Genomic DNA, 26,443 nt, shown 5'->3' with positions numbered 1-26,443 from the left:
TTGTCCCAGCGAACGCCGGAGCCTCGCGTCCGCCGCGCGTCCCCACCCGTGCCGGGGCGACATGTTTGAAATCGAGGCCGGGGTGACAATGGAAGGAAGATCGGCGCGACCTAGGTGTCGCGCACCACGATCTCGGTGGGTAGCGTGGTGGAGCGCGCGCGGCCGCCATCGACCTGCTGCATCAGCTTCTCGACGAGCAGCGCGCCGGCCACATCGGTCTTCTGGTTGATCGTGGTGATCGCCGGGCTGAAATGCGCGGCGGGCGGGATGTTGTTGTAGCCGACCAGCGAATAGTCGCGCGGCGCGGCCAGGCCGCGCTCCTTGAACGCGCCGGTCACGGCCATGGCGGCGGTGTCCGAAAAGGCGAATACCGCATCGGGCTGGCGGCCGGCGGCGAGATAGGCAGTGACGGTGTCGGCAGTGGCGTGGAACGCCATCGAGGCGATGGGCAGGAAATCCACTGTCACTTCCGCATGGTCCCTGGCGATCGCGCACAGCCCCTCGTAGCGCAGCCGCAGCTCCTCGTGGCGGATGTCGCCGACGAACAGCCAGTGCTTGCGTCCCGCGCGCAGGAAATGGCGCCCGGCCAGCTCGCCGCCCAGGAAATTGTCGCTGCCGACCGAGCAATAGCCGGCATCCGGCGCGACCGCGCCCCAGACCACCAGCGGCACTTCGCTGCGGCCGAGCTCACGCAGCATCGTGTCGCGCGTGCCCTGGCCAAGCACGATGAACCCGTCGGCGCCGCGCGCCTGGTAGAAATCGCGATAGGCGCGGACGTCCTCGAGCCCCGGCGGGGAGAGGAGCAGGTCCTGGTTGCGGATCGACAGCGCCTCGGAGACGCCGGCGAGCAGCTCGAAGATGAACGGATCGCCGATGGCGCCGTGCCGGTGCGAGCCGAAATCGAGCATCACCGCCACGGTGTTGGTGCGCGTGTGCCGCAGCTTGGCGGCGTTGCGGTTGACGGCATAGCCGTGCTGGCGGGCCACTTCCATCACCCGCTCGCGAGTCTCCTCGGTCACCAGCGGGCTGCCGTTGAGGACGCGCGACACGGTGGGCGTCGAAACCTGCGCCAGGCGCGCAATGTCCTGCATCGTGAGTCGGGCGCCCGCCTTGCCGGGCCGTTCCTTCGCGGTCTTCTTCGTCATCGCCCGCTTTATGGGCGCACAATCGCGGTGCAGTAAACCGCGAGGTTGCGGGCGGAGCGGCATCGGCATCCAACGTTCCCCGAGCGACGCGGCTCGTGGCGCGCCGCGCCCTGAAACAAGTCGGCGATTATCCCCCTTGAGCGAGGGATGGCTCATGGCCGTCATCCCCGCGCAGGCGGGGATCCAGGGTTTCTGCGCTGCATCGCCCGTGACTCTGGATCCCCGCCTGCGCGGGGATGATGAAAGAGGGGTGCTTGCCTAGGGGGATAATCGCCGAACGAGGTGAGGGCGGCGATGAACTGGAGCGGCGGCGCACGAACATCCATGGGCGCCGCTGCTGCACCTTTGATAGTCCTCAGCTCGTCCGCCGCACCACCAGCCGGGGCGGGAGCAGCCGCATCTCGGATGAATGGTTGCCGATCTCGCCGATCAGCGTGTCGACCAGCATCTCGCCCGCGGCGTTATAGTCCTGCGCGATGGTGGTGAGCGGGGGATTGGTGAGGCTGGCGGCGGGGATGTCGTCGAAGCCGACCACCGAGATGTCGCTCGGAACCGACTTGCCCGCTTCCTGCAGCGCCCGCAGCGCGCCCATCGCGATCAGGTCCGACGCGGCGAAGATCGCGTCGAACGGCACCTGGTTGGCGAGCAGCTGTCGGGTGGCCGCGAACCCTGATTCCTCGATCGACAGCGCGCCGGTCTGCAGGTGCGGATCGGGTTCGATCCCGGCTTCGAGCTGGATGTCGCAAAAGCCGTGATAGCGGTCGCGGAATTCGGGATAATGGCTGGTCGCCTCGCCGATGAACGCCAGCCGGCGGCGGCCCTGGGCGAGGAGATGCGCCGCGGCGAGCCGGCCGCCGAGCATGTTGTCGCAGCCGATCGTGGTACCGAGCCCGTCCAGCTCCACCGATCCCCAGCGCACGAAATGCGTGCCCTGGCGGACCAGGTCCTGCAGGCGGGCGCGGTACAGCTCGTAGTCGCCATAGCCGAGCAGGATCAGCCCGTCGGCCTTGCGTGCGTCCTCATAATCCTTGTGCCAGTTGGACGAGAGCTGCTGGAACGAGGTGAGCAGGTCATAGCCCCGCTTGGCGCAGGTGCGCAGGATCGAGCCGAGCATCGCCAGGAAGAAGGGGTTGATCGCGGTGCCGTCGGGCAGTGGATCCTCGAAGAAGAGCAGGGCGAGCGTGCTGCTCTGGCCGCGGCGCAGCGACGATGCGTTCTTGTCGACCTTGTAGCCGAGCTGGGCGGCGATCGCCTCGATCCGCTTGCGCGTGCCTTCGTTTACGGTCGGATCGCCGCGCAGGGCACGGCTCACCGTCGGCTGCGAGACACCCGCCAATGCCGCAATGTCGAATGATGTCGGCTTGTCCGGCGAGGCCATGCCGCTCCCTGCTCCCCAGGCGCGAAATTGTTGCGCGCTTGTTGCAACTACCCCGACTGGGCCGGAATCGGAAGCAGCGCTGAATACGTATGCGTTTGCCTTCACTTGTCGGCCGCATGCGGCGAATTGGGGGAGGCTTAGAAAAACCGTCGCCCGTGAAGGCGGCGAGGACATTTGGGGAGGAAGACGATGGCTTTGTCCAATCACGCCGAGATTCTGCGCGCCCGTTCGGCGCTTTCGCTGGGAACCAGCACGCGCGCGCTCGGCGCCGCGCTGCTGCTGCTGGGCGCGGCTCCGGCCTTCGCGCAGGATGCGACGCCCGCACCGGCGCCCGCCGACCAGGCGGAAGAGGGCAATCTGGTCGTCACCGGCATCCGCGCCTCGCTGACCTCGTCGGCGAACATCAAGCGCAACAATGTGACGATCGTCGACTCGGTTTCCTCGGAGGATATCGGCAAGCTGCCCGACGTCTCGATCGCCGACTCGCTGGCCCGCATCCCCGGCGTCACTGCGCAGCGCCTGGAGGGGCGCGACCAGCGCCTGTCGATCCGCGGCCTGGGCCCGGACTTCTCGACCACGCTGCTGAACGGCCGCGAGCAAGTCACCGTCGGCGACAATCGCGGCGTCGAATATGACCAGTATCCGTCGGAATTCTTCAAGAACGTCAACGTCTACAAGTCGGCCGACGCTTCGCTGATCGCGGCGGGCGTCTCGGGCACGGTCGACCTGCGCATGCTGCGCCCGCTCGACCAGAAGAAGGACACGCTCGTTGTCTCGCTGCGCGGCCAGATGAACGAGCAGGACAAGCTCAACCCCGACGGCACGCGCTATGGCTACAAGGCCTCGGCCACCTATGTCGGCAAGTTCGCCGGCGACACGCTGGGCATCGCGCTGGGCGTGTCGGCGCAGAACACGCCGACCCAGATCGAGCGCTATGCGGCCTGGGGCTTCCCGAGCGAGCCGGCCGCGGGCGGCAATTTGTTCCTCGGCGGCGCCAAGCCCTATGTCCAGTCGAACCTGCTGAAGCGCTATGGCGGCGTCGCCACGATCGAATGGGCGCCGAGCGAGAATTTCCACTCGACCTTCGACGCGCTCTATTCGAACTTCAAGGAAACCCAGCATCTGCGCGGCATCGAGTTCGGCGTGGCGCCGGCCTGGGGCTCGAACGGGGTGATCGCGCCGGGCTATACGGTGCGCGCCGGGCTGGTCACCGACGCGACGATCAGCAACCTCGTCGCCGTCCAGCGCAACGACTTGAACGAGCGCAAGGCCGAGAACATTTCGCTGGGGTGGAACAACGATCTGAAGCTCGGCGACACGATCCACCTCAACGTCGACGCCAGCTGGAGCCGCGCCACCCGCACCGACTTCCTGCTCGAGACCTATTCGGGCACCGGCTATAATTCGAGCGGCCCCAAGGACACGATCAAGATCCACCAGAATGGCGACGGCACCTACAGCATCGTCCCGACGATCGACTATTCGAACACCAGCGTCATCCGCCTGACCGATCCGCGCGGCTGGGGCTATAACGGCACCACCGCGGTGGTGCAGGCGGGCTTTCTCAACCGGCCCGATTTCGTCGACGACCTCAAGTCGCTGCGCGCCAGCCTGAAGGGCGAGATCGGCGGCAGCGTGCTGAGCGCCTGGGAAGTGGGCGGCAATTTCAGCCGCCGCGAGAAGCAGAGCCGCTACACCAGCTATTTCCTCTGCCCCAAGGGCGGCGGCACCAACTGCACCGTCGCCAGCGGCACGCCGACCAGCGTCGCGGTGCCGAACGATGTGCTGCTGGGCGAGACCGTCGGGCTTGCCTATCTCGGCGTGCCGAGGATGCTGACCGTCGATCCGATGAAGGTCTATGGCCTGCTCAACTCGGTCTATGACAACCGGCCGGATTCGCTGGTGCGCGACAATGTCGTCAGCGAGGACGTGTGGACCGGCTATGCCAAGCTGACCGTCGACGGCACGGTGGGCGGCAAGCCGCTCAAGGGCTCGCTCGGCGTGCAGGTGATCCACACCAAGCAGGGATCGACCGGCCAGATCGCCGCGCTGAACAATGGCGTCGTCACCATCTCGCCGGTGACCGGCACGGTGAACTACACCAATGTCCTGCCCTCGGCCTCGTTCAGCCTCGAACTGGAGCCCAGCTTCTACATCAAGCTCGGCGCCGCCCAGACGATGGTGCGTCCGCGCCTCGACCAGGAGCGGATCACCCAGGCGGTGTCGATCGACCTCTCCAAGATCGGGCTGGGCAGCCAGCCGCAGAACAGCCCGTTCAGCTCGAACGGCGGCAATTATCGCCTGCGCCCCTATAAATCGACCAACATCGACATCTCGTTCGAGAAGTATCTCGGCAATGGCGGCGGCTATCTGGCGCTGACGGGCTTCTTCAAGCACCTGACCGACTTCGTCGATCCGAACAATTCGGTGCTCTATGACTTCTCGCCGCTGATCGCAGCGCTCAACCCGGCGCAACAGGCGATCGTGCGGGCGCAGAACGCGCAGTTCGGCCTGGTCAGCTCGCCCAAGAACACCGGCCGCGGCGACATATTGGGCGTGGAAGCCACTGCCTCGCTGCCCTTCGCCACGTTCAGCCAGGCGCTCGACGGCTTCGGCATCTTCGCCAGCGGCACCTATGTCGACAGCAAGATCCGCTACGCCAACAACGTCACGCCGATCACGCTGCCGGGCCAGTCGAAATGGGTCGCCACCGGCACCGCCTATTTCGAGAAGAACGGCTTCCAGGCGCGTGCCACCTATCGCTGGCGCGACAGCTTCCTGGCCGAACTGGCCGGCCTCTCGGCCAATCCCGAATATCGCCAGGGCCGCTCGGAAGGCGTGCTCGACGCGCAGATCGGCTATGAGTTCCGCAGCGGCCCGCTGACGGGCCTGTCGATCCTCGCCCAGGCGAAGAACCTGACCGACCAGCCCTTCGTCACGACCGAAGCGAGCGACCCGCGCCTGGTGCGCGAATATCAGCGCTACGGCCGCGACTATTATATCGGCATCACGTACAAGTTCTGACGCGTGGAAATGCGGCCCGGCCCCGGCGCCGGGCCGCCGGTTATCGAGGGGCAGACGTGCAGAGTGAGCAGCCGATCCGGATCGTGATCGCCGGCGGCGGCACCGCGGGCTGGATGGCCGCGGCCGCCTTTGCCCGCTTCCTGGGCCCTCGCTTCCGGATCACCCTGGTCGAATCCGAAGAGATCGGCACGGTCGGGGTGGGCGAGGCGACCATCCCCCAGATCCGGCTGTTCAACGCCAGCCTCGGCATCGACGAAGACGCGTTCATGGCCGCCACCCAGGCGAGCTTCAAGCTCGCCATCGAGTTCGTCGGCTGGACGAAGGGCGGGCGCTACATGCACGCCTTTGGCGATGTCGGCCGCGAGAACGGGCTGCTCGCCTTTCAGCACAGCTGGCTGCGCGGGATGGCCGAAGGCGTTGCCCGGCCGCTCGGCGCCTATTCGCTCAACAATGCGGCGGCGCTGGCGAACCGGATGCAGCGGGGCCCCGCGCGGACAGCGAAGCTGCTGCCCGAAATGCCCTATGCCTTCCACTTCGACGCCGGCCTCTATGCCCGCTTCCTGCGTGGCCTGGCGGTGAGCGGCGGCGTCACCCGGGTGGAAGGCAGGATCGTCGCGGTCGAGCGCGACGGCGAAAGCGGGGACGTCAAGGCATTGCGGCTCGACGGCGAGCGCGAAGTGGCGGGCGACCTGTTCCTCGACTGCACCGGCTTTCGCGCGCTGCTGATCGGCGAGACGCTGGGCACCGGCTTCGCGGCCTGGAGCGACCTGCTTCCCTGCGACCGCGCCATGGCCGTGCCTTCCGAGCGCGCCCGGGAGTTCACGCCCTATACCCGTGCCACGGCGCACGGCGCCGGCTGGCAGTGGCGTATCCCGCTCCAGCACCGCACCGGCAACGGCATCGTCTATGCCAGCGCCTGTCTCTCGGACGACGAAGCGGCGGCACGGCTGCTCGCCGGCCTGGACGGGCCGGCGCTGGCCGATCCCCGGCCGCTCCGTTTCACCGCGGGCAAGCGCCGTGGCTTCTGGAAGCGCAACGTGATCGCGCTGGGCCTCGCCAGCGGCTTCCTCGAGCCGCTCGAATCGACCAGCATCCACATGATCCAGTCGGCGATCGAGCGGATCCTCAAGCTGCTTCCCGGGCGCCGTGCCTCCCAGGTGCAGCGCGACGAATATGATCGCCAGACGCACCTGGAATATGATCGCATTCGCGACTTCCTGGTGCTGCACTATTGGGCGAACGACCGGGACGAGCCCTTCTGGGCCGCGCGGCGCGCCGCGGCGCTGCCGGACGGGCTTAGCCACAAGATCGCGCTGTGGCGCGACGCGGGGCGGATCGTGCGCGGCGAAGCGGATCTGTTCAGCGAAGTCGCCTGGCTCCAGCTATTGGCCGGGCAGGGGATCGCAGCCGCCGGCCACCACCCGCTCGCCGATGCGCCGCCGCGCGAGCAGATCGCGGAGTATCTCGAATTGATCGAACTGTTGAACGCGCGTGAAGTCGGCCAGATGTCCGATCACGCCGCCTATGTGGCGCAGCATTGCGCGGGGGTGGCGGCATGAAAATCCGCTGGCGCAATATCCGGCAAATTTGCTCCCCGGCGAAGGCCGGGGCCCAGTTGCCATGTCGTTCGATGGGGAAGGCTACCTCTCCCGCTGCGCCGAAACTGGGCCCCGGCCTTTGCCGGGGAACCGCTCTCGCCCTTGCGCTCCTGTCCGCGGCGCCCGCCGCCGCGCAGGATTTCCGCGCGCGCCTGCCGCAGGACGAAGTGATCTATTTCGTCCTGCCCGATCGCTTCGCCAATGGCGATCCGTCGAACGATCGCGGCGGGCTGGCCGGCGATCGCGGCAGGACCGGCTTCGATCCCGGCGACGCGCGCTATTATCATGGCGGCGACCTTCAGGGGCTGACGGCGAAGCTGCCCTATCTCCAGGCGCTCGGCATCACGGCGATCTGGGTGGCGCCGATCTTCGTGAACAAGCCGGTCCAGGGCGGGCCGGGCCAGCAGAGCGCGGGCTATCACGGCTATTGGATCACCGATTTCACCCATGTCGATCCGCATTTCGGCACCGATGCGGCGTTCAAGGCGCTGGTCGACGCCGCGCATGCCCGGGGCATGAAGGTATATATGGACATCGTCGCCAACCACACGGCCGATGTGATCCAGTATCGCGAGTGCGTGGGCGCGAGCGCCTGCCCCTATCGCGGCCGGGCGGACTATCCCTATCAGCGCCGCGGCGGCGTGAGCGGCGCGCCGATCAATCCGGGCTTCGCGGGCGATGCGGTCCAGACGGCTGAGAATTTCGCGAAGCTGACCGATCCGGGCTACGCCTATACGCCTTTCGTCCCCGAGGCGGAGAAGGCGGCCAAGCATCCCGCCTGGCTCAACGATCCGATCTACTATCACAATCGCGGCGACTCGACCTTCGCCGGCGAGAATTCGACCATGGGGGATTTCATCGGGCTCGACGACCTGATGACCGAGAATCCGCGCGTGCTCGCCGGCATGATCGACATCTATGGCAGCTGGATCGACCGGTTCGGCGTCGACGGTTTCCGCATCGACACCGCCCGCCACGTGAACCCCGAATTCTGGCAGGGCTTCGTTCCCGCGATGCTGGGGCGGGCCAGGGCGAAGGGCATCCCGAATTTCCACATCTTCGGCGAAGTCGCCGATCCGGCCACCCAGGCGAGCTATTCGATCACCGCCGGATTGCCCTCGGTGCTCGATTTCGCCTTTCGCCAGGCAGTGCTCGACAGCGTTGCCGGGACCAAGGGCACCGATGTGTTCGAGAAGCTGTTCGACGGGGATGTGCTCTATGCGGGCGGCGCCGGGACCGCCGCGATGCTGCCGACCTTCACCGGCAACCACGACAATGGCCGCTTCGCCTGGTTCGTCCGCAAGGCCTTTCCCCAGGCGAGCGAGGACGAAGTGCTCCGGCGCGTGCTGCTCTCCAACGCGCTGCTGCTCATGCTGCGCGGGGTGCCGACCATCTATGCCGGCGACGAACAGGGTTTCGCCGGCGGCGCGATCGACGTCGATGCGCGCGAGGACCAGTTCGGCAGCAAGGTCGCGGCCTATAACGCCCGCAAGCTGGTGGGCACCGACGCCACCACCGCCACGCCGCGCTTCGACGAGAGCCATCCGATCTTCCGCGAGATCGCCGCGCTGGCGCGCCTCCGCACCGCCACCCCGGCGCTCACCCGCGGTCGCCAGCTGCTGCGCGCCCGCGAGGACAAGCCAGGCCTGCTCGCCCTTTCGCGCTTCGATCCGGCTACCGGGGCCGAAGTGCTGCTCGCCTTCAATACCGCGGCCGAGCCGCTGACTCGTCAGGTCCAGGTCGAGGTGCGCTCCACCCATTTCCATCCGCTTGCCGGAAGCTGCGCCGCCACGGCCAGTGCTCCTGGCTCCCTTACCATCACCCTGCCGCCGCTCGGATATGCGGTGTGCGCGGCGGAGACGAAACCGTGAACCAGCTTGCCGCGAAAGCGGAATCCCGGAATGCGCAGCCCTGGTGGCGGGGCGCGGCCATCTATCAGATCTATCCCCGCAGCTTCTTCGATTCGAACGGCGACGGTATCGGCGACCTGCCGGGCATCACTGCGCGGCTCGATCACATCGCCAGCCTTGGCGTAGATGCGATCTGGCTTTCGCCCTTCTTCAAGAGCCCGATGGCCGATTTCGGCTATGACGTGGCCGATTACCGCGACGTCGATCCGATCTTCGGCACGCTCGCCGATTTCGACGCGCTGATCGCCCGCGCGCATGCGCTGGGGCTGCGCGTGCTGATCGATCAGGTCTGGGCGCACACGTCGGATCAGCATGCCTGGTTCGTCGAGAGCCGCGCCAGCCGCGACAATCCCAAGGCCGACTGGTATGTCTGGCACGATGCGAAGCCGGAGGGCTCGCCGCCCACCAACTGGCAATCGGTCTTCGGCGGCCCGGCCTGGACCTGGGACGCGCGGCGCGGCCAATATTATCTGCACAATTTCCTGAAGGAGCAGCCCCAGCTCAACTGCCACCATCCCGAGGTGCAGGCGGAGCTGCTCGCGATCACGCGCTTCTGGCTCGATCGCGGCGTGGACGGGTTCCGCATCGATGCGATCAACTTCTCGATGCACGATCCCCGGTTCCGCGACAATCCGCCGGCGCCCGACGACGGCACGCCGCGGACGCGCCCGTTCGATTTCCAGCGCCACATCTACAATCAGAGCCATGCCGATATCCCCGGCTTTCTCGAGCGGCTGCGCGGCGTGTTCGACGAATATCCCGATCGCTTCACTGTCGCCGAAGTGGGCGGCGCCGATGCGGATCGCGAGATGAAGCTGTTCACCGCGGGCAACAACCGGCTGAACACCGCCTATGGCTTCGACTTCCTCTATGCCGCCCGCCTGACGGCGGCGGGCGTGCGCGAGGCGTTGCGTAACTGGCCGGCCGGCGGCAGCTGGCCGAGCTGGGCGTTCGAGAATCACGACGCGCCGCGCGCCGTGTCGCGCTGGGCCGGGCCCGGCGACGCGGATGCATTCGCGCGGATGAAGATGCTGCTGCTCGCGGCGCTGCGCGGCAACATCTTCCTCTATTATGGCGAGGAGCTGGGGCTCGACCAGGTCGAGATCCCGTTCGAGGCGCTGCGGGATCCCGAGGCGATCGCCAACTGGCCGCGCACCCTGTCGCGCGACGGCGCCCGCACGCCGATGCCCTGGTCGGCGGCGGCACCCGAGCTCGGCTTCACCAGCGGCAAGCCCTGGCTGCCGCTCGGCCCCAACCATGCCGCGCTGGCGGTGGACGTGCAGGATGGCGATCCGGCGTCGCTGCTCGCCTGGACGCGCCGGGCGCTGGCGCTGCGCGGCGCCTCGCCCGCGCTGCGCACCGGCGACATCGTCTTCCTCGATGCGCCGGGCGAACTGCTCGCCTTCGAGCGCGAAGCGGAGGGCGAGCGCTTGCTCTGCCTGTTCAACCTGGGCGATGCCGTGCAGTATTGGACGCCCGGGGAGGCGGGGCGCTGGCGCGTCCTGCTCGCTACCGGCAGCGTCGGCGGCTGGACTTTCGCACCCCATTCCGGGCTGATCGCCCGCTACGAAGCCTGAGGAGAAACCATGAAGCTCGCCCCCCTCACTCTCGCGCTCGCCGCCGTCACCTTCGCGCCGCCCGCGCTCGCGCAGGATGATCTGTCGCAGAAGCTGGAGGGCAATGTCGTCGCCCGCGCCGCATCGCCCGACGGCAGGATCACCGTGACGGTCAGCATCGATGGCGAGGGGCGGGCGAGCTATGCCGTGCAGCGCGCCGGCAAGCCGCTGCTCACCGACAGCCGGCTCGGCTTCCTCTTCACCGACGCGCCCAAGATGGACCGCAACATGGCGCTGGTGGAGACGATGCGCGACACGTCCGACGCGAGCTGGAACCAGCCCTTCGGCGAGTGGAGCGCCATCCGCGACAACCATAACGAGATGACTGTCCGGTTGCGCGAAAAGAAGGATCTCCAGCGCGAGATGGACGTCACCTTCCGCATCTTCGATGACGGCGTCGGCTTCCGCTACACCTTGCCCGCCCAGCCCAATCTGAAGCGCGTCAACATCGCCGACGAGCTGACCGAGTTCGCCTTTGCCGAGTCCGGCACCGCCTGGTGGAAGCCGGCCTATCTGTGGAACCGCGAGGAATATCTCTACAACAAGACCCCGCTCGACGCGGTCGGCACCGCGCAGACGGTGATGACGATCAAGCTGGCCAGCGGCACGCATGTCGCGGTGCACGAGGCCGCGCTGATCGACTATGCCGGGATGAACCTGCGCCGCGAGCAGGGCAATGTCTTCATTGCGTCGCTCACGCCTGGCTCGGCCGCGCCCAAGGTGTCGCGCGATGCGGGCTTCTCGACGCCCTGGCGCACCCTGGCGATCGCCGACGATGCGGCCGGTCTCTATTATGCCAGCCGGATGACGCTCAACCTCAACGAGCCGAACAAGCTGGGCGACGTTTCCTGGATCAAGCCGGGCAAGTTCGCCGGCGTCTGGTGGAACATGATCACCGGCAAATGGACCTGGTCGCGCGGCCCCCGGCACGGCGCCACCACCGCCAATGTGAAGCGCTATATCGATTTCGCTTCGGCCAACGGCATCCCCGGGGTGCTGGTCGAGGGCTGGAACGTCGGCTGGGACGGCGACTGGTTCGGCAACGGCAAGGACATGAACTTCGACCAGCCGACCGAGGATTTCGACGCCGTCGCGCTGCAGCGCTACGCCAAGTCGAAGGGCGTCTATCTGATCGGCCATAACGAGACCGGCGGATCGGCCAGCCATTATGACGGCCAGCTCGACCGCGCCTTCGGCTATGCCCGCGATCACGGCATCCCGGTGGTGAAGACCGGCTATGTGACCGATGCCGGCGAGATCGAGCGTACCGACGCCGACGGCACCCAGCACCGCGAATGGCATGAGGGGCAGTGGATGGTGAACCACTATCTGCGCGTCGTGCAGACCGCGGCCAAATATCATGTCGCGATCGACAGCCATGAGCCGGTGAAGGACACCGGCCTGCGCCGCACCTGGCCCAACTGGGTCGCGCGCGAGGGCGGACGCGGGATGGAATATAACAGCTGGGACGGCAAGAACCCGCCCGAGCATGAGGCCAATCTGGTGTTCACCCAGCTGATGGGCGGGCCGATGGACTTCACCCCCGGCGTGCTCAGCCTCAAGGGTTCGAACGATTCCGACATCCAGTCGACCATCGCCAAGCAGCTGGCGCTCTACGTCGTGCTCTATTCGCCGGTGGTGATGGTCGCCGACACGCCCGAGACCTATGCCAGATATCCGCGCGAGATGAAGTTCATCCGCGACGTGCCGACCGACTGGAGCGACACTCGCGTGCTGAACGGCGAAGTGGGCGATTATGCGACGATCGCCCGCAAGGCGAGGGGCAGCGACGACTGGTATCTCGGCGCGGTGGGCGACGAGCAGGCGCGCAGCTCGGTGGTGACGCTCGACTTCCTCGATGCGGGCAAGACCTATGTCGCCGAGATCTATCGCGACGGCCCCGGCGCCGACTATCGCACCGCGGCCCGCCATTCGATCACGATCGAGAGCAGGCCGGTGCAGAAGGGCGACACGCTGACGATCGCGCTGGCACCGGGCGGCGGCGAGGCGATCCGCTTCGTCGCGCCGGCCGCCAAGGCGCGCCGCCGGTGACTTCAGCCGGGGGGCGGCCGCGCCAGGGGTTCGCCGGGCTGTGGAACATCAGCTTCGGCTTCCTCGGCATCCAGATCGGCTTCGCGCTGCAGAACGCGAACATGAGTCGCGTCTTCCAGTCGCTGGGCGAGAGCATCGACAACCTCCCGCTGCTGTGGATCGCCGCCCCGCTGACCGGGCTGCTCGTCCAGCCGGTCATCGGCCATTATTCGGACCGGACCTGGGGCCGTCTGGGCCGGCGCCGCCCCTATTTCCTGGCCGGCGCGGTGCTGGCGACGCTGGCGCTGTTCGCCATGCCCAATGCGCCGGTGCTGCTCGCCGCGGCGCTGTTGCTCTGGGTGCTCGACGCCTCGCTCAACGTCTCGATGGAGCCGTTCCGCGCATTCGTGGGCGACATGCTCGACAAGAGCCAGCACACGGCCGGCTATGCGATCCAGACGGCGTTCATCGGCGCCGGCGCGGTGATCGGATCGGCCACGCCGTTCCTGCTCGACCGGTTCGGCGTGTCCAATGTCGCGGCGGGCGGCGGCCTGCCTGATACAGTGCGCTGGAGCTTCTATCTGGGCGGCGCGGCGCTGCTGCTCGCCGTGCTGTGGACCGTGTTCACCACCCGTGAATATTCGCCCGATGAGATCGCGGCGTTCGACGGCGAGGCGGCGCCCGCCGCGCATCCGGCCCCGCCCGCCACGATCGGCGCGGGCCTGCCCTGGCTGGTCGGCGGCGCGGCGCTCGGCGCGCTGGTCTTTGCGCTGGAGCTGGAGAAGGAACTCTATCTGCTGGCCGGGCTGCTCGCCGCCTATGGCCTCGCCCGGATGATTACCGCGGTGACCAGGGCGGGCATCCTCGGCGATCTCATGGGCGATTTCTCGGGCATGCCGCCGGTGATGAAGCGGCTGGCGCTCGTCCAGTTCTTCAGCTGGTCGGCGCTGTTCATCATGTGGATCTATACCACGCCGGTGGTGGCGCAATATGTCTTCCGCGCTCCCGACCCGGCGAGCGCGGGCTATAATGCGGCAGGCAATTGGGTGGGCATGTTGTTCGCCGCCTACAATGCCGTGGCCACGGTCGCAGCGCTATTCCTGCTCCGCCCGCTGGCCGCGCGGGTCGGCAAGGTGCGCACCCATGCGATCGCGCTGGCGCTCGGCGGGCTCGGCTATGCGAGCTTCCTGGTGATCCGCGACGCGAACCTGCTGCTCGCCGCCGAGATCGGGATCGGCATCGCCTGGGCCTCGATCCTCGCCATGCCCTATGCGATCCTCGCCTCGGCGCTGCCCCAGGCCAAGCTCGGCGTGTACATGGGCCTGTTCAACGTCTTCATCGTCATCCCCCAGCTGCTCGTCGCCACGGTGATCGGCACGGTGATGCGCCACCTGTTCCCGGGCGAGCCGATCTGGACGATGGCGATCGCCGCCGCGGTGATGGGGCTGGCGGCGCTGGCGACGCTGCGGGTGCGCGAGGCCTAGGCGCGCGGGCCCCTGTCCATGAACTGGACCCCCAACGCGATCGCCGCGACCCCCGCGCCGAGCAGCGACACCGCGCCCCAGCCGCCCAGCGCCCAGGCCCAGGTCGCCAGGCCCGATCCGGTGGCGCCGCCGACGAACATCGATCCCATGAAGATGGTGTTGAGCCGCGCCCGCGCCTCGGGCCGCAGCGCATAGACGATGTGCTGGTGCGAGACGAGCGCGCCCTGCACGCCGAAATCGAGCAGGAGCACGCCGATCACCATGCCGGCGATCGACGGCCACAGACCGGTAAACGCCCAGCCGGCGAGCACCGCGGCGGCGCCGAGCAGGATCACCGGCCGCGGCCCCTTGCGGTCGGCGATGCGCCCGGCGATCGGGGCGGCGAGCACGCCTACCGCCCCAACCACGCCGAACAGGCCCGCCACTTCGGCGCCCAGTCCGAAGGCGGGCTGCTGCAGGCGCAGCGCCAGGATCGTCCAGAAGCCGCTGAACGCCGCGAAGAGCAGGCCCTGGGTGATCGCGGCGCGGCGCAGCGCCGGAAATTCGCGCCACAGTCCGCCGAGCGAGCGGAGCAGCTGGTGATAGCGCAGGTCCGAATCCGGCGCGCTGTGCGGCAGGATCAGCGCCATCGTCCCGCCCGCGGCGAGCGCCAGCGGCACGCCCAGCCAGAACATCTCGCGCCAGCCGGCATGCGCCGCGACGAAGCCGGCCAGGGTGCGGCTGAGCAGGATGCCGCAGAGCAGCCCCGCCATCACCGTTCCCACCACCGCGCCCCGCCGCTCCGGCGCGGCCAGGTGCGCGGCGAGCGGCACGATCTGCTGCGCCACGGTGGCGGCGAAGCCCACCGCGACCGAGGCGGCGATCACCAGCGCGGCGCTGGGTGCGATCGCGGCGAGCATCAGCGCCCCGGCGAGCACGACGAACTGGATCGCGATCAGCCGCTTGCGCTCGACCAGGTCGCCCAGCGGCACGAGCAGGAACAGGCCCAGCGCATAGCCGATCTGGGTGGCGGTGGGCACCAGCACGGTCAGCTCGCCGGGCAGGTCGCGCTGCATCACCCCCAGCATCGGCTGGCAATAATAGATGTTGGCGACTGCGATCCCGGTGGCGGCGGCCATTGCGAAGATCAGCGGGCGGCCGAGCCGGTCCGGTGCCGTGCCGGCGGCCTGGGGCAGGGGGGTGGTCATGGAAGCTCCGGGGGAATCAGATGTAGCGCGGAATGGGCCCCAGCTGGGGTGTCCGGTCCGGCAGTTCAACCATGGTCTCGTCGACATAGCACCAGCCCCAGCCTTCCGGCGGGTCATAGCCTTCGATGATCGGGTGGCGAGTCGCGTGGAAATGGGCGGTGGCGTGGCGGTGCGGGCTCTGGTCGCAGCAGCCGACATGGCCGCAGGCGCGGCACAGGCGCAGATGCACCCAGGGGCTGCCGATCTTCAGACACTCCTCGCAGCCGTGGGCGCTGGGGGTGACCTGGTTGACGGTCATCACGTGCCGGCATTCCATCGCTGCGCCCTTTCGATCCAGTCGGCGCCTTCTCGCAGGTGCGGAGCGCGGCGCCAATAGTGGGTGATCCTGCGATCCTCGGCCCCGGGGCCGGGACCCGGCGATCCTGCTGCGGAGGATGTAGTCGATCCTGGTGGAAGCCGGCTGTGATTGGCGGTGTGGGCCGGGATGGTTGAACCCGCGGACGGGGTTCGACAGTGATGCCGTGTATTCTGGATGTAACGTAGAAACATTAGTGAACCGGGTGATATCTGGAGAATCGACGATGCCCCTTCTCCTGGCGTTGACAACCTATCAAAGCGTGGCGACAACGCAGAAACATCTGCCTATTCAAGTCACTTTGAGTGCTGAGGGAATTTGCGCGACCGGGCGATCGAAGCTCGTAGTCGATCAGTTTCCGTCCCTGAAAACAGGCCTGAGGCAAATCGAGATAAGCTACGATGGTGCACCGGTAGGTAAATCGGCCATTGACAAGGTTCGAAAGAGATTTTCAAGTCGTACACTTGATAAGGTGGCGGTGCTTGATTGCAGCGCGATGGGTTCAGGGTCAGTCCGTTTCTTAATTTCTTTCCCGATCAGGTCACGTCAGGCCTCCAGCCGTCCGCTTGTAATGACTGTCTATCGCGGCGCCGTCTCTTTCGAGTGAGATCGATGGCATACAGGTCAGGCCCCCTTCACCTGTGGCGTCAGGATGAGCCGCCCCTCCCTCTTGATATGGTCGGCGATCTGGGCTGCATTGGGTCAACTGTCGCAGCAGACCGGCACCGCCGATCCATCGCTCTGGCTGATGGACGCGCGAGGGGCCGTCCGCGAGTTCAAGCTTTCCGATAGAGATGGCATCAAGGCCCTCAACGAAACCGACCGTCAGAACGGCGTCGGCTTGGCAGGAAGGGAGCGTGCCCAGTCATGTGGCTAAAGCTGGTTGGCACCGCCATGGCTGCGCTCGGCGTGCCATCCGCAAGCGCTCAGGACATCGGCCGCAGGGCGCCGGAGCGCGTGGACACGACGATATCGGCATCGTGCGGGGGTGGCATCGTCGCGCTACGGTATCGGAACGGCTATCGGGGCAATCCCTCGAAGTTCATGGCCCTGTCGGTCGATGGGAAGGCGGTTCCCGGTGCCGGCAGCGTTATCCAGGGGGTTGCCCGGTCGCGAGAAATCGATGCCGTGGAAGTAATGTACTGTGCCAGGAGCCGAAGGTCCGTTGACGCCGACATCGTCATCAATTTCTCGCGCGGCGCCTCCGACAATATCCGCTTGCCGGCCGTGAGCGTGTTCCACTTGAGAAACAACAAGCTGACTCTTGAGGACAGGCATTGATACGGCTGGCAGCGACGGGAGAGTGGCGATCATGCGCGTGATATTCGCGCTGTTCGCAGTCATGGTCGCGCTCGGGGGGCAGGCCGGCGGTTCCGCCGGCCAGGCGCAATCCGCGGCGACGCCGGAACTTTGCCGGCCGCAGAGTCCTTCGGACATCATCGAGATTCGTGTGATACGGCCCGCCGCAACCTTCAGGATCCAGCCGGGCCCGGACGATATCGTCCAGCGGGGAGAAGGTTTCAGAGTAATCCGCGGTTCCCCGATCTGGGAGCGGTTTGCGCGCCGGATCTGCGATCGTTCGAAGCTCGCGACCCCGCCGAAGAAGGACGATTTTATGCCACGCATCGTGGTCTTCGTCCCCGGAAGCTCCACCGCGAATGCCGTCGTGCTGGAGTTCCCGAGCGAAGATGGCCGCTCCGATGTCGTGGACTTCTCCTTCGATGGATTCACCGGGGCGATTGATGCCAAGGAAGTAAGGCGATTGCTCGATTTCGCCGCGAAGGTCGACTAGGGTCAAGACTCGCTCAGCAAACCTTGTCATCCCCGCGCAGGCGGGGATCCAGGGTGGTATGGAACATCGATGCCATCCCGCGAACGCTCTCTGGAGAGGGCTGGACCTGCCGCACGCACCCCACCCTTGGCCCTGGATCCCCGCCTGCGCGGGGATGACGACGAAAGATCAGATACTTGTTTGGGTTCTCACCCTAGCGAAACCGGCTCGAGATATGCGCGCTGCGCAATTTCGAACGCGGTTGCACCCGGGCCGGGAAGGCTGCCGAATATCCGTCATCCCGGCCTTGCGCCGGGTTTCCGCTTCTTCTTGCCAGGGACAGGCAGCGCAGCCCTGGCCAAGGGCAGGCGGCGAAGGGACAATCCATGCCCTCGCATGCACCTTGGCCATCGGCAGGATCCCTGCCAGCATGGCGGCATGCGCTCGTTCCTGCCTCTGGTCCCGATAGCCATCGCCGCGTCGGCAGTCGCCTTTGACATTGCCTCGGCCAACATGCTGGCCCGTCCACCATTGCTGTTTGCGGTGGAGGCATGCTTCGTCCTCGCCTGGGGCGTGGCATGTCGCTGGAGCTATCGGCGGGGGGCGGCATCCCATTGGGTCGTCTGGGCAACCGGCCTCGCCACGATCCTTGGTCCCCTGCGCTGGGCGCTCTTCAACTGGTGCCTGCTGGTAGAGACCTGCATCGCCTGATCTTCCGGTCGCTTCCACCCCGCGCCGGCCGAATGGCCCCGGGGTGCCTGTCCTCGCGTCTCCGTCGTCATCCCCGCGCAGGCGGGAATCCAGGGCCAAGGGTGGGGTGCGTGCGGGAGGTCCAGCCCTCTCCGGAGAGCGTTCGCATGATGGCATCCATATCCCGCACTGTTCTGGATCCCCGCCTGCGCGCGGATGACGACGGAAGGGGCGGGGAGGACGAACGAAATCAAGGCCTTGATCGGATCCCCCCTTAAATCCGGTTCGCCTTCGCGATCGCGCCCAGGTGCAGCGCGCTCGGCCGCGGGGTGCGCTTGAAGGTCTCGCGGTCCACCGCGACCAGCCCGAACGGCACGCCATAGCCCGAGGTCCATTCGAAATTGTCGAGCAGCGACCAATAGAGATAGCTGTGCACCGGAATGCCTTCGTCCAGGCACGCGCGCACGCCGTCCAGCGCCTGGTCGATAAAGGCGATGCGGCGGGCATCGTCCTTCGCCGCGATGCCGCTCTCGGTCACATAGATCGGCTTGCCGATCTCCCGGTGCGCCCAGCGGATCGTGTTGGCCAGCGCCTGGGGATAGAATTCATACCCCGCCAGCGTCATCTCCGCGTCCTTTGGCGGCGCGACCATGCCGTTCGCGTCGAACACGAAGCGCGTATAGGTCTGGACGCCGAAGAAATCGGCGGCCTCGCGCGCCACCTGCACCCAGTCGCCATAGAGCTTGTCGCGATACCGGGCGGCGCGCTCGGGCGTGTCGGCCTGCACGTCCTGCGTGGTCAGGGTGATGCCGACGGGCAAAGCGGGGCGCACCTCCTTGATCGCCGCATAGGCCTGGCGGTGCGCCGCCTGCATGATCGGCGTCGCCACCGCCGGATCGGCATAGGCGAGGCGCGAGAATTTCGGCGAACCGGTCGCCTGCGCCGCGGCGGCGATGGCGGCCTTCACCACGGGGGCAAAGGCGGCGATCCCCGGCATCATGTCGACCAGCAGGCGGATGTTCGCTTCGTTGAAGGTCGTCGTCATGTGCATCAGCCCGCCCAGTCGCTCGGCGACCTTGCGGCAATAGCGCGCGAACAGCTGCGGCGCGTCCGCCACTTCGAAGCCGCCGCGCTGCGCGAACCACAGCGGCGTGGTGAAATGGTTGAGCGTCACGATCGGCCGCAGGCCGTGGGCGCGGCACGCCTCGAGCATGCGGGCATAGTGATCGAGCTCGGCGTTGGAGAAATGGCCCTCGCTCGGCTCGATCCGTGCCCATTCGATGCCGAGGCGATAGCTGTTGAAGCCCAGCTTGGCGGCGAGGGCGAAATCCTCCGCATAGCGATGATAGGAATCGCAGGCGTCGCCCGATCGCTCCTTGAACATGCTCGGCTGGAGATTCTCCATCAGCCAGGCATCGGCGTTCGTGTTGTTGCCTTCGCTCTGATAGGCCGAGATCGCCGTGCCCCACAGGAAGCCCGGCGGGGCCGGCTTGCGGCGGGCGATGGCCCGTGCCCCGGCCTGCGCCTCGGCTGTCGCGGGCGCAATGCCGGCGGCGCCCAGCGCGGCGGCCGCGATCAGCTCGCGGCGGCCGAGGCGCGGGTCGTCGCTCACCGCGCCGTCGCGGCGACGGGCGCGCGCTGCGCGGCGGCGGCCACTTCGCGCTCGGCCTGGGTGAAGCCATAGGCGGGGACGATCTCGCCCGCGCGGTCGGCCACGTCGCTCCATGCGGCGGCGACCTGCTCGCCCGCATCGTCGCTCCGGCCGACCTGGATGCCGTCGGTCAGCGTCACATGCGCCGCGGCGAAATGGCCGGCACCGGCGCACAGGATCGCGCGGGTGGGGGCGTCCTCGCCGACCAGGGCGAGCAGGCCGGGGCTCACCAGCTCGGGCGCGAGCATCGCCAGGCTCTCGGCGGAGAGCACGCCTTCGGTCATGCCGGTGGCCGCGGTCGGCGCCAGGCTGTTGACGCGGATGCCGTATTTCTCGCCCTCGATCGCAAGCGTCTGCATCAGGCCGACCAGCGCCATCTTGGCGGCGCCGTAATTCGCCTGGCCGAAATTGCCGTACAGGCCCGAGGAGGAAGTGGTCATCACGATCCGCCCGTAATTCTGCGCGCGCATCGCCTCCCACACTGCCTTGCAGCAGATCGCCGCGCCGATCAGGTGGACGTCCACCACCAGGCGGAAATCGTCCATGCTCATCTTGGCGAAGCTCTTATCGCGCAGGATGCCGGCATTGTTGACCAATATGTCGATGCGGCCGAAGCGGTGGAGCGTCTCGGCGACCAGCGCGGCGACACGCGCCTCGTCGGTCACCGATGCGGCAAAGGCGATCGCCTCGCCGCCGGCCGCGCGGATTTCGGCGGCGACGGCGTCCGCTGCCGGCTGCGACAGGTCGTTGACGACGATACGGGCGCCCTTGCTCGCCAGGTACAGCGCATGCGCGCGCCCCAGTCCCCCGCCCGAACCCGTCACCATTGCTACACGACCCGCCAGCGACATTCCGCTCTCCGTTCTGATTTTGACGGACCGCTTCGTAGCGTTGCAATCATTCACTAGCAAGATAGCGAGTAATGGCGGTTATTTGCCCCGGCTGCATATCTCGAGGAAGCCGGCGGCCATGAACGAGGCCATCCGCTCCTTCACCGCGGCGAAGTCGTCCGAATGGCACAGGCCGTTGGAGAGCTTGTCGATGCGGCCGGTGCGCGCGAGGGTGAGCATCAGCGCGCCGGTGACGAAGTGATAGCCCCAGAAGATGTCCTCTTCGGCGCAGTCGGGCAGGGCGCGCTTGAGCAGGCCGATCAGGCGCAGGACGACGGGGTCGAAATGCGCGTCCATCAGGTCCGCCCCCCAGGCCGGGGTGTTGGCGACCTGGGCGCCCAGCTTGGCATAGTTCTTCCAGCCCTCGCCGCCCTGGATATAGGTGTCGAGATCGGTGTCGAGGAACGCCCGCAGCGCGCCTTCCACCGTCGGCTTGCCGCCGCATTGGGACTCATAGGCGTCGAGCGCCCGCATCCGCCGCTCGCTGGTCACCACCGCCCGCCTTGCGAAGACGGCGTCGAACAGCGCCTTCTTGTCGGCGAAATAATAATTGAGCAGCGTGTGGTGGACGCCCACCTGCTTGGCGACGTCCTTGAGCGTGACGCCGTAGAGCCCGTGCTGCGAGAACAACGCCTCGGCAGCGTCGTAGATCTGCTCCATCGTCTCGGCGCGCTGCTCGGCCTTGCGGGAGCGGCGGACGGGTTTGGCGGTCTCGGTCACGCCTGTGTTCCTTCCCGTCTAAGGGCCTAGCGTCAAGCCTTTGCGCATATATTCACACGCGTGATAGTGTGTGTTGACAGCTTCGCGCGCTTGCCCGCATGATGCGGCGAAGGCGGAAGAACCGTCAGGGAGAGAGGAAGCGTGGAAACTCAGGCAGGCGGCGCCCGCCGCTGGATCGTGCTCGTCACGCTCACTTTCGTCTATGTGCTCAATTTCCTCGACCGGCAGCTCCTCGGGATTCTCGCCAAGCCGATCCAGGATTCGCTCCACGTCACCGACGGGCAACTCGGCCTGATCGGCGGGCTCTATTTCGCGATGTTCTACTGCTTCATCGCGATCCCCGTGGGCTGGCTGGCTGATCGTACCAACCGAGTGACGATCCTGTCGCTCGCCTGCGCGATCTGGAGCGGCGCGACGATCGCCTGCGGCCTGGCGACCAGCTATACCCAGCTCGTCATCGCCCGCATGACCGTGGGCTTCGGCGAGGCGGGCGGCGTGCCGCCCAGCTATGCGATCATCACCGACACTTTCCCGCCCGGCCAGCGCGGCACCGCGTTCGGCATCTTCAACCTGGGGCCCCCGATCGGCGCGGCGCTGGGCATCGCGTTCGGCGCGACCATCGCCGCGCTGTTCGACTGGCGCGACGCCTTCCTGGCGATCGGCGTGGTCGGCGTGGTCACCGCGATCCTCGTCCGCATCGTCGTGCGCGAGCCGAAGCGCGGCGCGACCGACCCGGCTCCCGCCGATGCCGCCCGGCCGACCGCCAAGGCGCCGTTCTGGGGCACTTGCTGGATGTTCCTCACCCATCCCGTGCTGATGCTCGCCGCGCTCGGCAGCGGCGCCACCCAGTTCGTCACTTATGGCCTGGGCAATTTCGCGGTGCTGTTCCTGATCCGCGAAAAGGGGATGACCCTGTCCCAGATCGCGCTGTGGTACGCGATCGTCGTCGGCATCGGCATGAGCGCGGCGATGCTCGTCTCGGGCCGGGTGATCGACCGCCTCCGCCGTCGCGGCCGCCTCGTCTATGCGCTCGGCCCGGCGATCTCGCTCGCCATCGCCATGCCCTTCTACATCGCCTTCGTCTGGGCGCCAGGCTGGCCGCTGGCGCTGGTGCTGCTGACCATCGTCAACTGCTTCAACTATTTCTACCTCTCCGCCTCGGTCGCGCTGGTGCAGGAGGAAGTCCGCCCCGACCAGCGCGTGCTCTCGGGCGCGCTGCTGCTGCTGGTGATGAACTTCATCGGCCTCGGCCTCGGCCCCACTTATGTCGGCGCCGCCAGCGACTGGTTCCGGAACCATGGCTGGGACCATGGCCTCCAGCTCGCGCTCTACACGCTCTCGCCCTTCTATCTGATCGCGATCGCGCTATTCCTCACGCTCGCCCGCATCCTGCGCGCCGAGCAGAACGCCAAGGGGGCCGCATGAAGCCGTTCCGTCCCGCCGCCATCGCCGCCGCCCTGCTGCTCGCGGGCACCGCATCCGCGCAGGAGCCGGTCGTCGCCGCGCCTTCGGGTAGCGTGCGCGGCACGCGCGAGGGCGATATCCGCGCGTTCAAGGGCATTCCCTATGCGGTGCCCCCGGTCGGCGGCATGCGCTGGCGCCCGCCCGCGCCGATGCGGCCCTGGCAGGGGGTGCGCGACGCCAGGGACTTCGGCCCGGCCTGCGTCCAGTCGCAGAGCAAGACGCCAGTTTCGGTCTATTCGCCGCCCGCGCCGCTGCCGGTGAGCGAGGATTGCCTGACGCTCAACATCTGGGCACCCGCCGACGCCAGGAAGGCCCCGGTCTTCTTCTGGATCCATGGCGGCGCGCTGTCGGGTGGCTCCAGCCGCGAGCCGATGTACGACGGCAGGAAGATGGCCGAGCAGGGCGTGATCGTCGTTTCGATCAACTATCGGCTGGGGGTGCTCGGCTGGCTCGCCCATCCGGCGCTCTCGGCCGAATCGCCGCAAAAGGTCTCGGGCAATTACGGCCTGCTCGATCAGATGGCGGCGCTCGCCTGGGTCAGGCACAACATCGCCGCGTTCGGCGGCGACCCCGCCAAGGTAACGATCGCGGGCGAATCCGCCGGCGGGCTCAGCGTGATGTTCCTGATGGAATCCCCGCTTGCCCGCGGCACCTTCGGCAAGGCGATCGCGCAGAGCGCCTATATGGTCGCCATGCCCGAGCTGAAGAAGCAGGCCTATGGCGCGCCCTCGGCCGAGGCGGTGGGCACGATGCTCGCCGCCGGCGTCCAGGCGCCCGATCTCGCCGCGCTGCGCGGCATGGACGCGCAGACGCTGACCGACAGCGCTGCGAAGCTCGGCTTCTTCCCGTTCGGGGTGGTCGACGGGCTGGTGCTGCCGACGCAGATGGTCGACGCGTTCGACCAGGGCAAGCAGGCCCCGGTGCCGATCCTCACCGGCTTCAACCAGGGCGAGATCCGTTCGCTGATGGTGCTGGCGCCCAAGGCCCCGGCGACGGCGGAGGATTATGAGAAGAGCATCCGCGAGAAATATGGCGAGTTCGCCGATGCGTTCCTGAAGCTCTATCCCGCCGCGGACTATAAGGAGAGCATCCTCGCGACCAGCCGCGACGCGCTCTATGGCTGGACGACCGAGCGGCTCGCCCGCAAGCAGGCGGCGATCGGCCAGCCCGCCTATGTCTATCTCTGGGATCACGGCTATCCGGCGATGGCGGCGGCGGGGCTGCATGCCTTCCACGCCAGCGAGCTGCCCTATGTGTTCGGCAACCTCGCGCCGCTGCCGCCGAAATGGCCGGTCATGCCGGAGAGCGATCGTCCGCTCTCGGACGCGATGCTCGGCTATTGGGCGCGCTTCGTGAAGACGGGTGCGCCCGGCGCGGCATGGCCGGCCTTCGGCAAGGCCCGCACCTATCTCCACATCACCGAAGGTCCCAAGGCCGAGAACGGCCTGATGCCGGGCATGTACGACCAGTATGAGGCCGTGGTCTGTCGCCGCCGTGCCGCCGGGGTGGCGTGGAACTGGAACGCCGGGCTCGCCGCGCCCAAGCTGCCGCCCAAGGCGCCGGGGTGCGATTGAGTCCTTGGAAGCCTCTCCCCTTCAGGGAAGGGGCTTAGGGTCAAGACTCGTTCAGCAAACCTTGTCATCCCCGCGCAGGCGGGGATCCAGGGTAATGTGGAATGTCGGCGCCACCACGCGAACGCCGTCCGGAAAGGACGGGGCCTGCCACCCTCGCTCCGCGCTTGGCCCTGGATCCCCGCCTGCGCGGGGATGACGAAAGAAATCAAGGTCTTGATCGAGGTTTGACCCTAGAAAGCCGCACTATCCCCAATCGTCACCCCCGCTTTCGCGGGGCAGGGAAGGGCCTCTACCGTCCCACCTTGCGCCCCGCGATCCGCCCTTCGGCATAATCGTCGCGCAGCCGCTTCTTGTCGATCTTCCCCGATGCGGCCAGCGGCATCGTCGGCACCTCGGCGACTTCGCCAGGGATCCACCAGTCCGCCACCTTGCCGCGCAGCAGCGCGAGCAGCGCGCGCGGATCGCCTTCGCTGCCCTGGGTCTCGACGATCAGCACCGGCCGCTCGCCCCATTTGTCGTCGGCCCGGCCGATCACCGCGACGTGGCGGACGGCGGGATGCGTGCCGACGATCGCCTCGATCTCGTTCGGATTGATCCACTCGCCGCCCGACTTGATCAGGTCCTTGGCGCGGCCGCAGATCGTCAGGTTGCCGGCCTCGTCGATCATCGCCAGGTCGCCGGTGTCGAAATAGCCCTCGGCGTCCAGGGCGCTCGCCTCGGCACGGAAATAGCGCTCGATCACGCTGTGCCCCTTCACCTTCAGATGCCCCAGCACGCCGCGCTGGGGCGCCAGCGCGTTGCCCTCGGCATCGGTAAGCTTCAGGTCGAGCCCCAGGATCGGCCGCCCCGATCCGCGCGCCGCATCGGCGGGCAGGTCGCGCGGCGCCACCGTGCCGATGGGCGAGAGCTCGGTCATGCCCCAGCTCGTCTGCACGGCGGCGCCCAGCTGTTCCTCCAGCCGCCGGATCAGCGCTTCCGGGCAGCTCGATCCCCCGATCAGCACGCGTTCCAGGGTGGGGAATGTATCGCCGGTCGCCTGGGCCTGGTCGGCCAGCGTCAACCAGACGGTCTGGACGCCGACGGCAACGGTCACGCCTTCCTCGCGGATCAGCCGGGCCAGGCTGGGCCCGTCGAGCGTCCGCCCCGGCAGCACCAGCTTGGTGCCCGCCGCCGGCGCCGCGAACGGCATGCCCCAGCCATTGGCATGGAACATCGGCACGCCGAGCAGCAGCGTGTCGCGGGCAGTGATCGCCACCGCATCGGCCTGCAACGCGCGCAGCGTGTGAATATAGTTGGAGCGGTGGGTGTAGATCACGCCCTTGGGGCTGCCGGTGGTGCCGCTGGTGTAGCAGAGCCCCGCCGGTGCATTCTCGTCGAACTCCCCCCAGGGCACCGGCATGCCGTGCGCGGCGAGCAGTGCCTCATGCTCCCAGATGCGTGCCCGGTGCGACCCGAGGGCGCCAACACCGGCGTCGGGCCGGTCCAGTATGACGACATGCTCGATCGTTGGGCAGCGGGCGATCACGTCGCCGGCGAGCGGCAGCAGGTCCGCCGCCACTGCCAGCACGCGGTTGCCGGCCTCATCGATCATCGCGGCCAGATGGGCCGCGGTCAGCCGCGGGTTGAGCGTGTGGCAGACCATCCCCACGCCCATCGCCGCATAATAGATCTCGAAATGGTGGATCGTGTTCCAGGCGAGCGTGCCCACCCGGTCGCCCGCTTCCAGCCCGAGCGCGGCGAGCGCGCCCGACAGGCGGTTGCTGCGCTCGCGCAGCGCCGCATAATTGGTCCGCCGGGTGACCGTCCCCGCGTCCGCCTCGACCACCTCGCAGTCCTGGAACCACTTGGCGGCATGATCGAGGAACTTGTCTACTGTCAGTCCGTAGGGCTGCATGAAACCTTGGGGCGCACGGAGGGAAGGAAAGGCCGCCGGAGAGGGAGCCCCGGCGGCCGGC

General features: G+C 67.6%; 21 protein-coding genes. 13 read left to right on the top strand and 8 right to left on the bottom strand.

Features of this window, described 5'->3' with window-relative positions:
- Window positions 1-110 precede the first annotated feature (110 nt).
- Together FFS08_RS09715 and FFS08_RS09710 are read right to left on the bottom strand one after the other, a co-directional pair.
- Entirely contained in the window at window positions 111-1,145 is a 1,035-nt protein-coding gene (locus FFS08_RS09715) for a LacI family DNA-binding transcriptional regulator (RefSeq protein WP_137864124.1), read from the bottom strand.
- Window positions 1,146-1,500: 355 nt separating this feature from the next.
- A complete protein-coding gene (locus FFS08_RS09710) occupies window positions 1,501-2,523 on the bottom strand; it encodes a LacI family DNA-binding transcriptional regulator (protein ID WP_137864125.1) in 1,023 nt (340 codons plus the stop codon).
- Between the two features lie 189 nt (window positions 2,524-2,712).
- Here FFS08_RS09710 and FFS08_RS09705 point away from each other — a divergent pair, with 189 nt between their 5' ends.
- The 6 genes from FFS08_RS09705 (at window position 2,713) to FFS08_RS09680 (ending at window position 14,186) form a co-directional block, all read left to right on the top strand.
- Entirely contained in the window at window positions 2,713-5,547 is a 2,835-nt protein-coding gene (locus tag FFS08_RS09705) for a TonB-dependent receptor (protein WP_137864126.1), read from the top strand.
- A 56-nt stretch (window positions 5,548-5,603) separates the two neighbouring features.
- On the top strand, window positions 5,604-7,106 hold the full coding sequence (locus tag FFS08_RS09700) for a tryptophan halogenase family protein (RefSeq protein ID WP_137864127.1): 1,503 nt from the start codon (window positions 5,604-5,606) through the stop codon (window positions 7,104-7,106).
- Between the two features lie 71 nt (window positions 7,107-7,177).
- A complete protein-coding gene (locus FFS08_RS09695) occupies window positions 7,178-9,016 on the top strand; it encodes an alpha-amylase family glycosyl hydrolase (protein ID WP_137864128.1) in 1,839 nt (612 codons plus the stop codon).
- Complete coding sequence (locus FFS08_RS09690) at window positions 9,013-10,632, top strand: alpha-amylase family glycosyl hydrolase (RefSeq protein ID WP_137864129.1); 1,620 nt, start codon at window positions 9,013-9,015, stop codon at window positions 10,630-10,632. The genes FFS08_RS09695 and FFS08_RS09690 overlap by 4 nt, the downstream gene beginning before the upstream one ends.
- A 9-nt stretch (window positions 10,633-10,641) precedes the next feature.
- A complete protein-coding gene (locus FFS08_RS09685; RefSeq protein ID WP_137864130.1) occupies window positions 10,642-12,723 on the top strand; it encodes a glycoside hydrolase family 97 protein in 2,082 nt (693 codons plus the stop codon).
- Window positions 12,720-14,186, top strand: a complete 1,467-nt coding sequence (locus tag FFS08_RS09680) for an MFS transporter (protein WP_137864131.1) — start codon at window positions 12,720-12,722, stop codon at window positions 14,184-14,186. Before FFS08_RS09685 ends, FFS08_RS09680 begins: the two co-directional genes overlap by 4 nt.
- Here the strand turns inward: FFS08_RS09680 and FFS08_RS09675 are convergent.
- Both FFS08_RS09675 and FFS08_RS09670 read right to left on the bottom strand, forming a co-directional pair.
- A complete protein-coding gene (locus FFS08_RS09675) occupies window positions 14,183-15,373 on the bottom strand; it encodes an MFS transporter (RefSeq protein WP_137864132.1) in 1,191 nt (396 codons plus the stop codon). The genes FFS08_RS09680 and FFS08_RS09675 overlap by 4 nt on opposite strands.
- Before the next feature lie 16 nt (window positions 15,374-15,389).
- On the bottom strand, window positions 15,390-15,689 hold the full coding sequence (locus FFS08_RS09670; protein ID WP_137864133.1) for a UBP-type zinc finger domain-containing protein: 300 nt from the start codon (window positions 15,687-15,689) through the stop codon (window positions 15,390-15,392).
- 265 nt (window positions 15,690-15,954) lie between these two features.
- Here FFS08_RS09670 and FFS08_RS09665 point away from each other — a divergent pair, with 265 nt between their 5' ends.
- The 5 genes from FFS08_RS09665 to FFS08_RS09645 all read left to right on the top strand — a co-directional run bounded on the left by FFS08_RS09665 (window position 15,955) and on the right by FFS08_RS09645 (window position 18,210).
- The gene (locus FFS08_RS09665; RefSeq protein WP_137864134.1) at window positions 15,955-16,335 is read left to right on the top strand and encodes a hypothetical protein; all 381 of its coding nucleotides are present in this window, start codon (window positions 15,955-15,957) and stop codon (window positions 16,333-16,335) included.
- Between the two features lie 45 nt (window positions 16,336-16,380).
- A complete protein-coding gene (locus FFS08_RS09660) occupies window positions 16,381-16,605 on the top strand; it encodes a hypothetical protein (RefSeq protein WP_137864135.1) in 225 nt (74 codons plus the stop codon).
- On the top strand, window positions 16,596-17,009 hold the full coding sequence (locus FFS08_RS09655; protein WP_137864136.1) for a hypothetical protein: 414 nt from the start codon (window positions 16,596-16,598) through the stop codon (window positions 17,007-17,009). The genes FFS08_RS09660 and FFS08_RS09655 overlap by 10 nt, the downstream gene beginning before the upstream one ends.
- Before the next feature lie 31 nt (window positions 17,010-17,040).
- Complete coding sequence (locus FFS08_RS09650) at window positions 17,041-17,520, top strand: hypothetical protein (protein WP_137864137.1); 480 nt, start codon at window positions 17,041-17,043, stop codon at window positions 17,518-17,520.
- A gap of 417 nt (window positions 17,521-17,937) precedes the next feature.
- Window positions 17,938-18,210 carry a hypothetical protein gene (locus FFS08_RS09645; protein ID WP_171015333.1) on the top strand — a complete coding sequence of 91 codons (273 nt, stop codon included), beginning with the start codon at window positions 17,938-17,940 and terminating at the stop codon, window positions 18,208-18,210.
- 253 nt (window positions 18,211-18,463) lie between these two features.
- Here FFS08_RS09645 and FFS08_RS09640 read toward each other — a convergent pair whose 3' ends face one another.
- The 3 genes from FFS08_RS09640 to FFS08_RS09630 form a co-directional block, all read right to left on the bottom strand.
- Window positions 18,464-19,801: a glycoside hydrolase family 1 protein gene (locus FFS08_RS09640; RefSeq protein WP_249341222.1), complete on the bottom strand. Its 1,338-nt coding sequence runs from the start codon at window positions 19,799-19,801 to the stop codon at window positions 18,464-18,466.
- Window positions 19,798-20,691, bottom strand: coding sequence for an SDR family NAD(P)-dependent oxidoreductase (locus tag FFS08_RS09635; protein WP_137864140.1), 894 nt, complete (start codon window positions 20,689-20,691; stop codon window positions 19,798-19,800). The genes FFS08_RS09640 and FFS08_RS09635 overlap by 4 nt, the downstream gene beginning before the upstream one ends.
- Window positions 20,692-20,769: 78 nt before the next feature.
- Window positions 20,770-21,450: a TetR/AcrR family transcriptional regulator gene (locus FFS08_RS09630; protein WP_249341223.1), complete on the bottom strand. Its 681-nt coding sequence runs from the start codon at window positions 21,448-21,450 to the stop codon at window positions 20,770-20,772.
- A 141-nt stretch (window positions 21,451-21,591) separates the two neighbouring features.
- Between FFS08_RS09630 and FFS08_RS09625 the strand changes: the two genes are divergently transcribed.
- Both FFS08_RS09625 and FFS08_RS09620 read left to right on the top strand, forming a co-directional pair.
- Complete coding sequence (locus FFS08_RS09625) at window positions 21,592-22,875, top strand: spinster family MFS transporter (RefSeq protein WP_212741983.1); 1,284 nt, start codon at window positions 21,592-21,594, stop codon at window positions 22,873-22,875.
- Window positions 22,872-24,488 (top strand): carboxylesterase/lipase family protein, encoded by a 1,617-nt coding sequence (locus FFS08_RS09620; RefSeq protein WP_137864141.1) that lies wholly within the window; start codon window positions 22,872-22,874, stop codon window positions 24,486-24,488. The genes FFS08_RS09625 and FFS08_RS09620 overlap by 4 nt, the downstream gene beginning before the upstream one ends.
- 289 nt (window positions 24,489-24,777) lie before the next feature.
- Here the strand turns inward: FFS08_RS09620 and FFS08_RS09615 are convergent, their stop codons facing one another.
- Window positions 24,778-26,382, bottom strand: a complete 1,605-nt coding sequence (locus tag FFS08_RS09615) for an AMP-binding protein (protein ID WP_137864142.1) — start codon at window positions 26,380-26,382, stop codon at window positions 24,778-24,780.
- Window positions 26,383-26,443: the final 61 nt, after the last annotated feature.

Source organism: Sphingomonas sp. 1F27F7B (assembly GCF_005503355.1).
Lineage (GTDB): Bacteria > Pseudomonadota > Alphaproteobacteria > Sphingomonadales > Sphingomonadaceae > Sphingomonas.
Note: the sequence above shows the minus strand (reverse complement) of the source record. Positions and strands in the feature narration are given on the sequence as shown.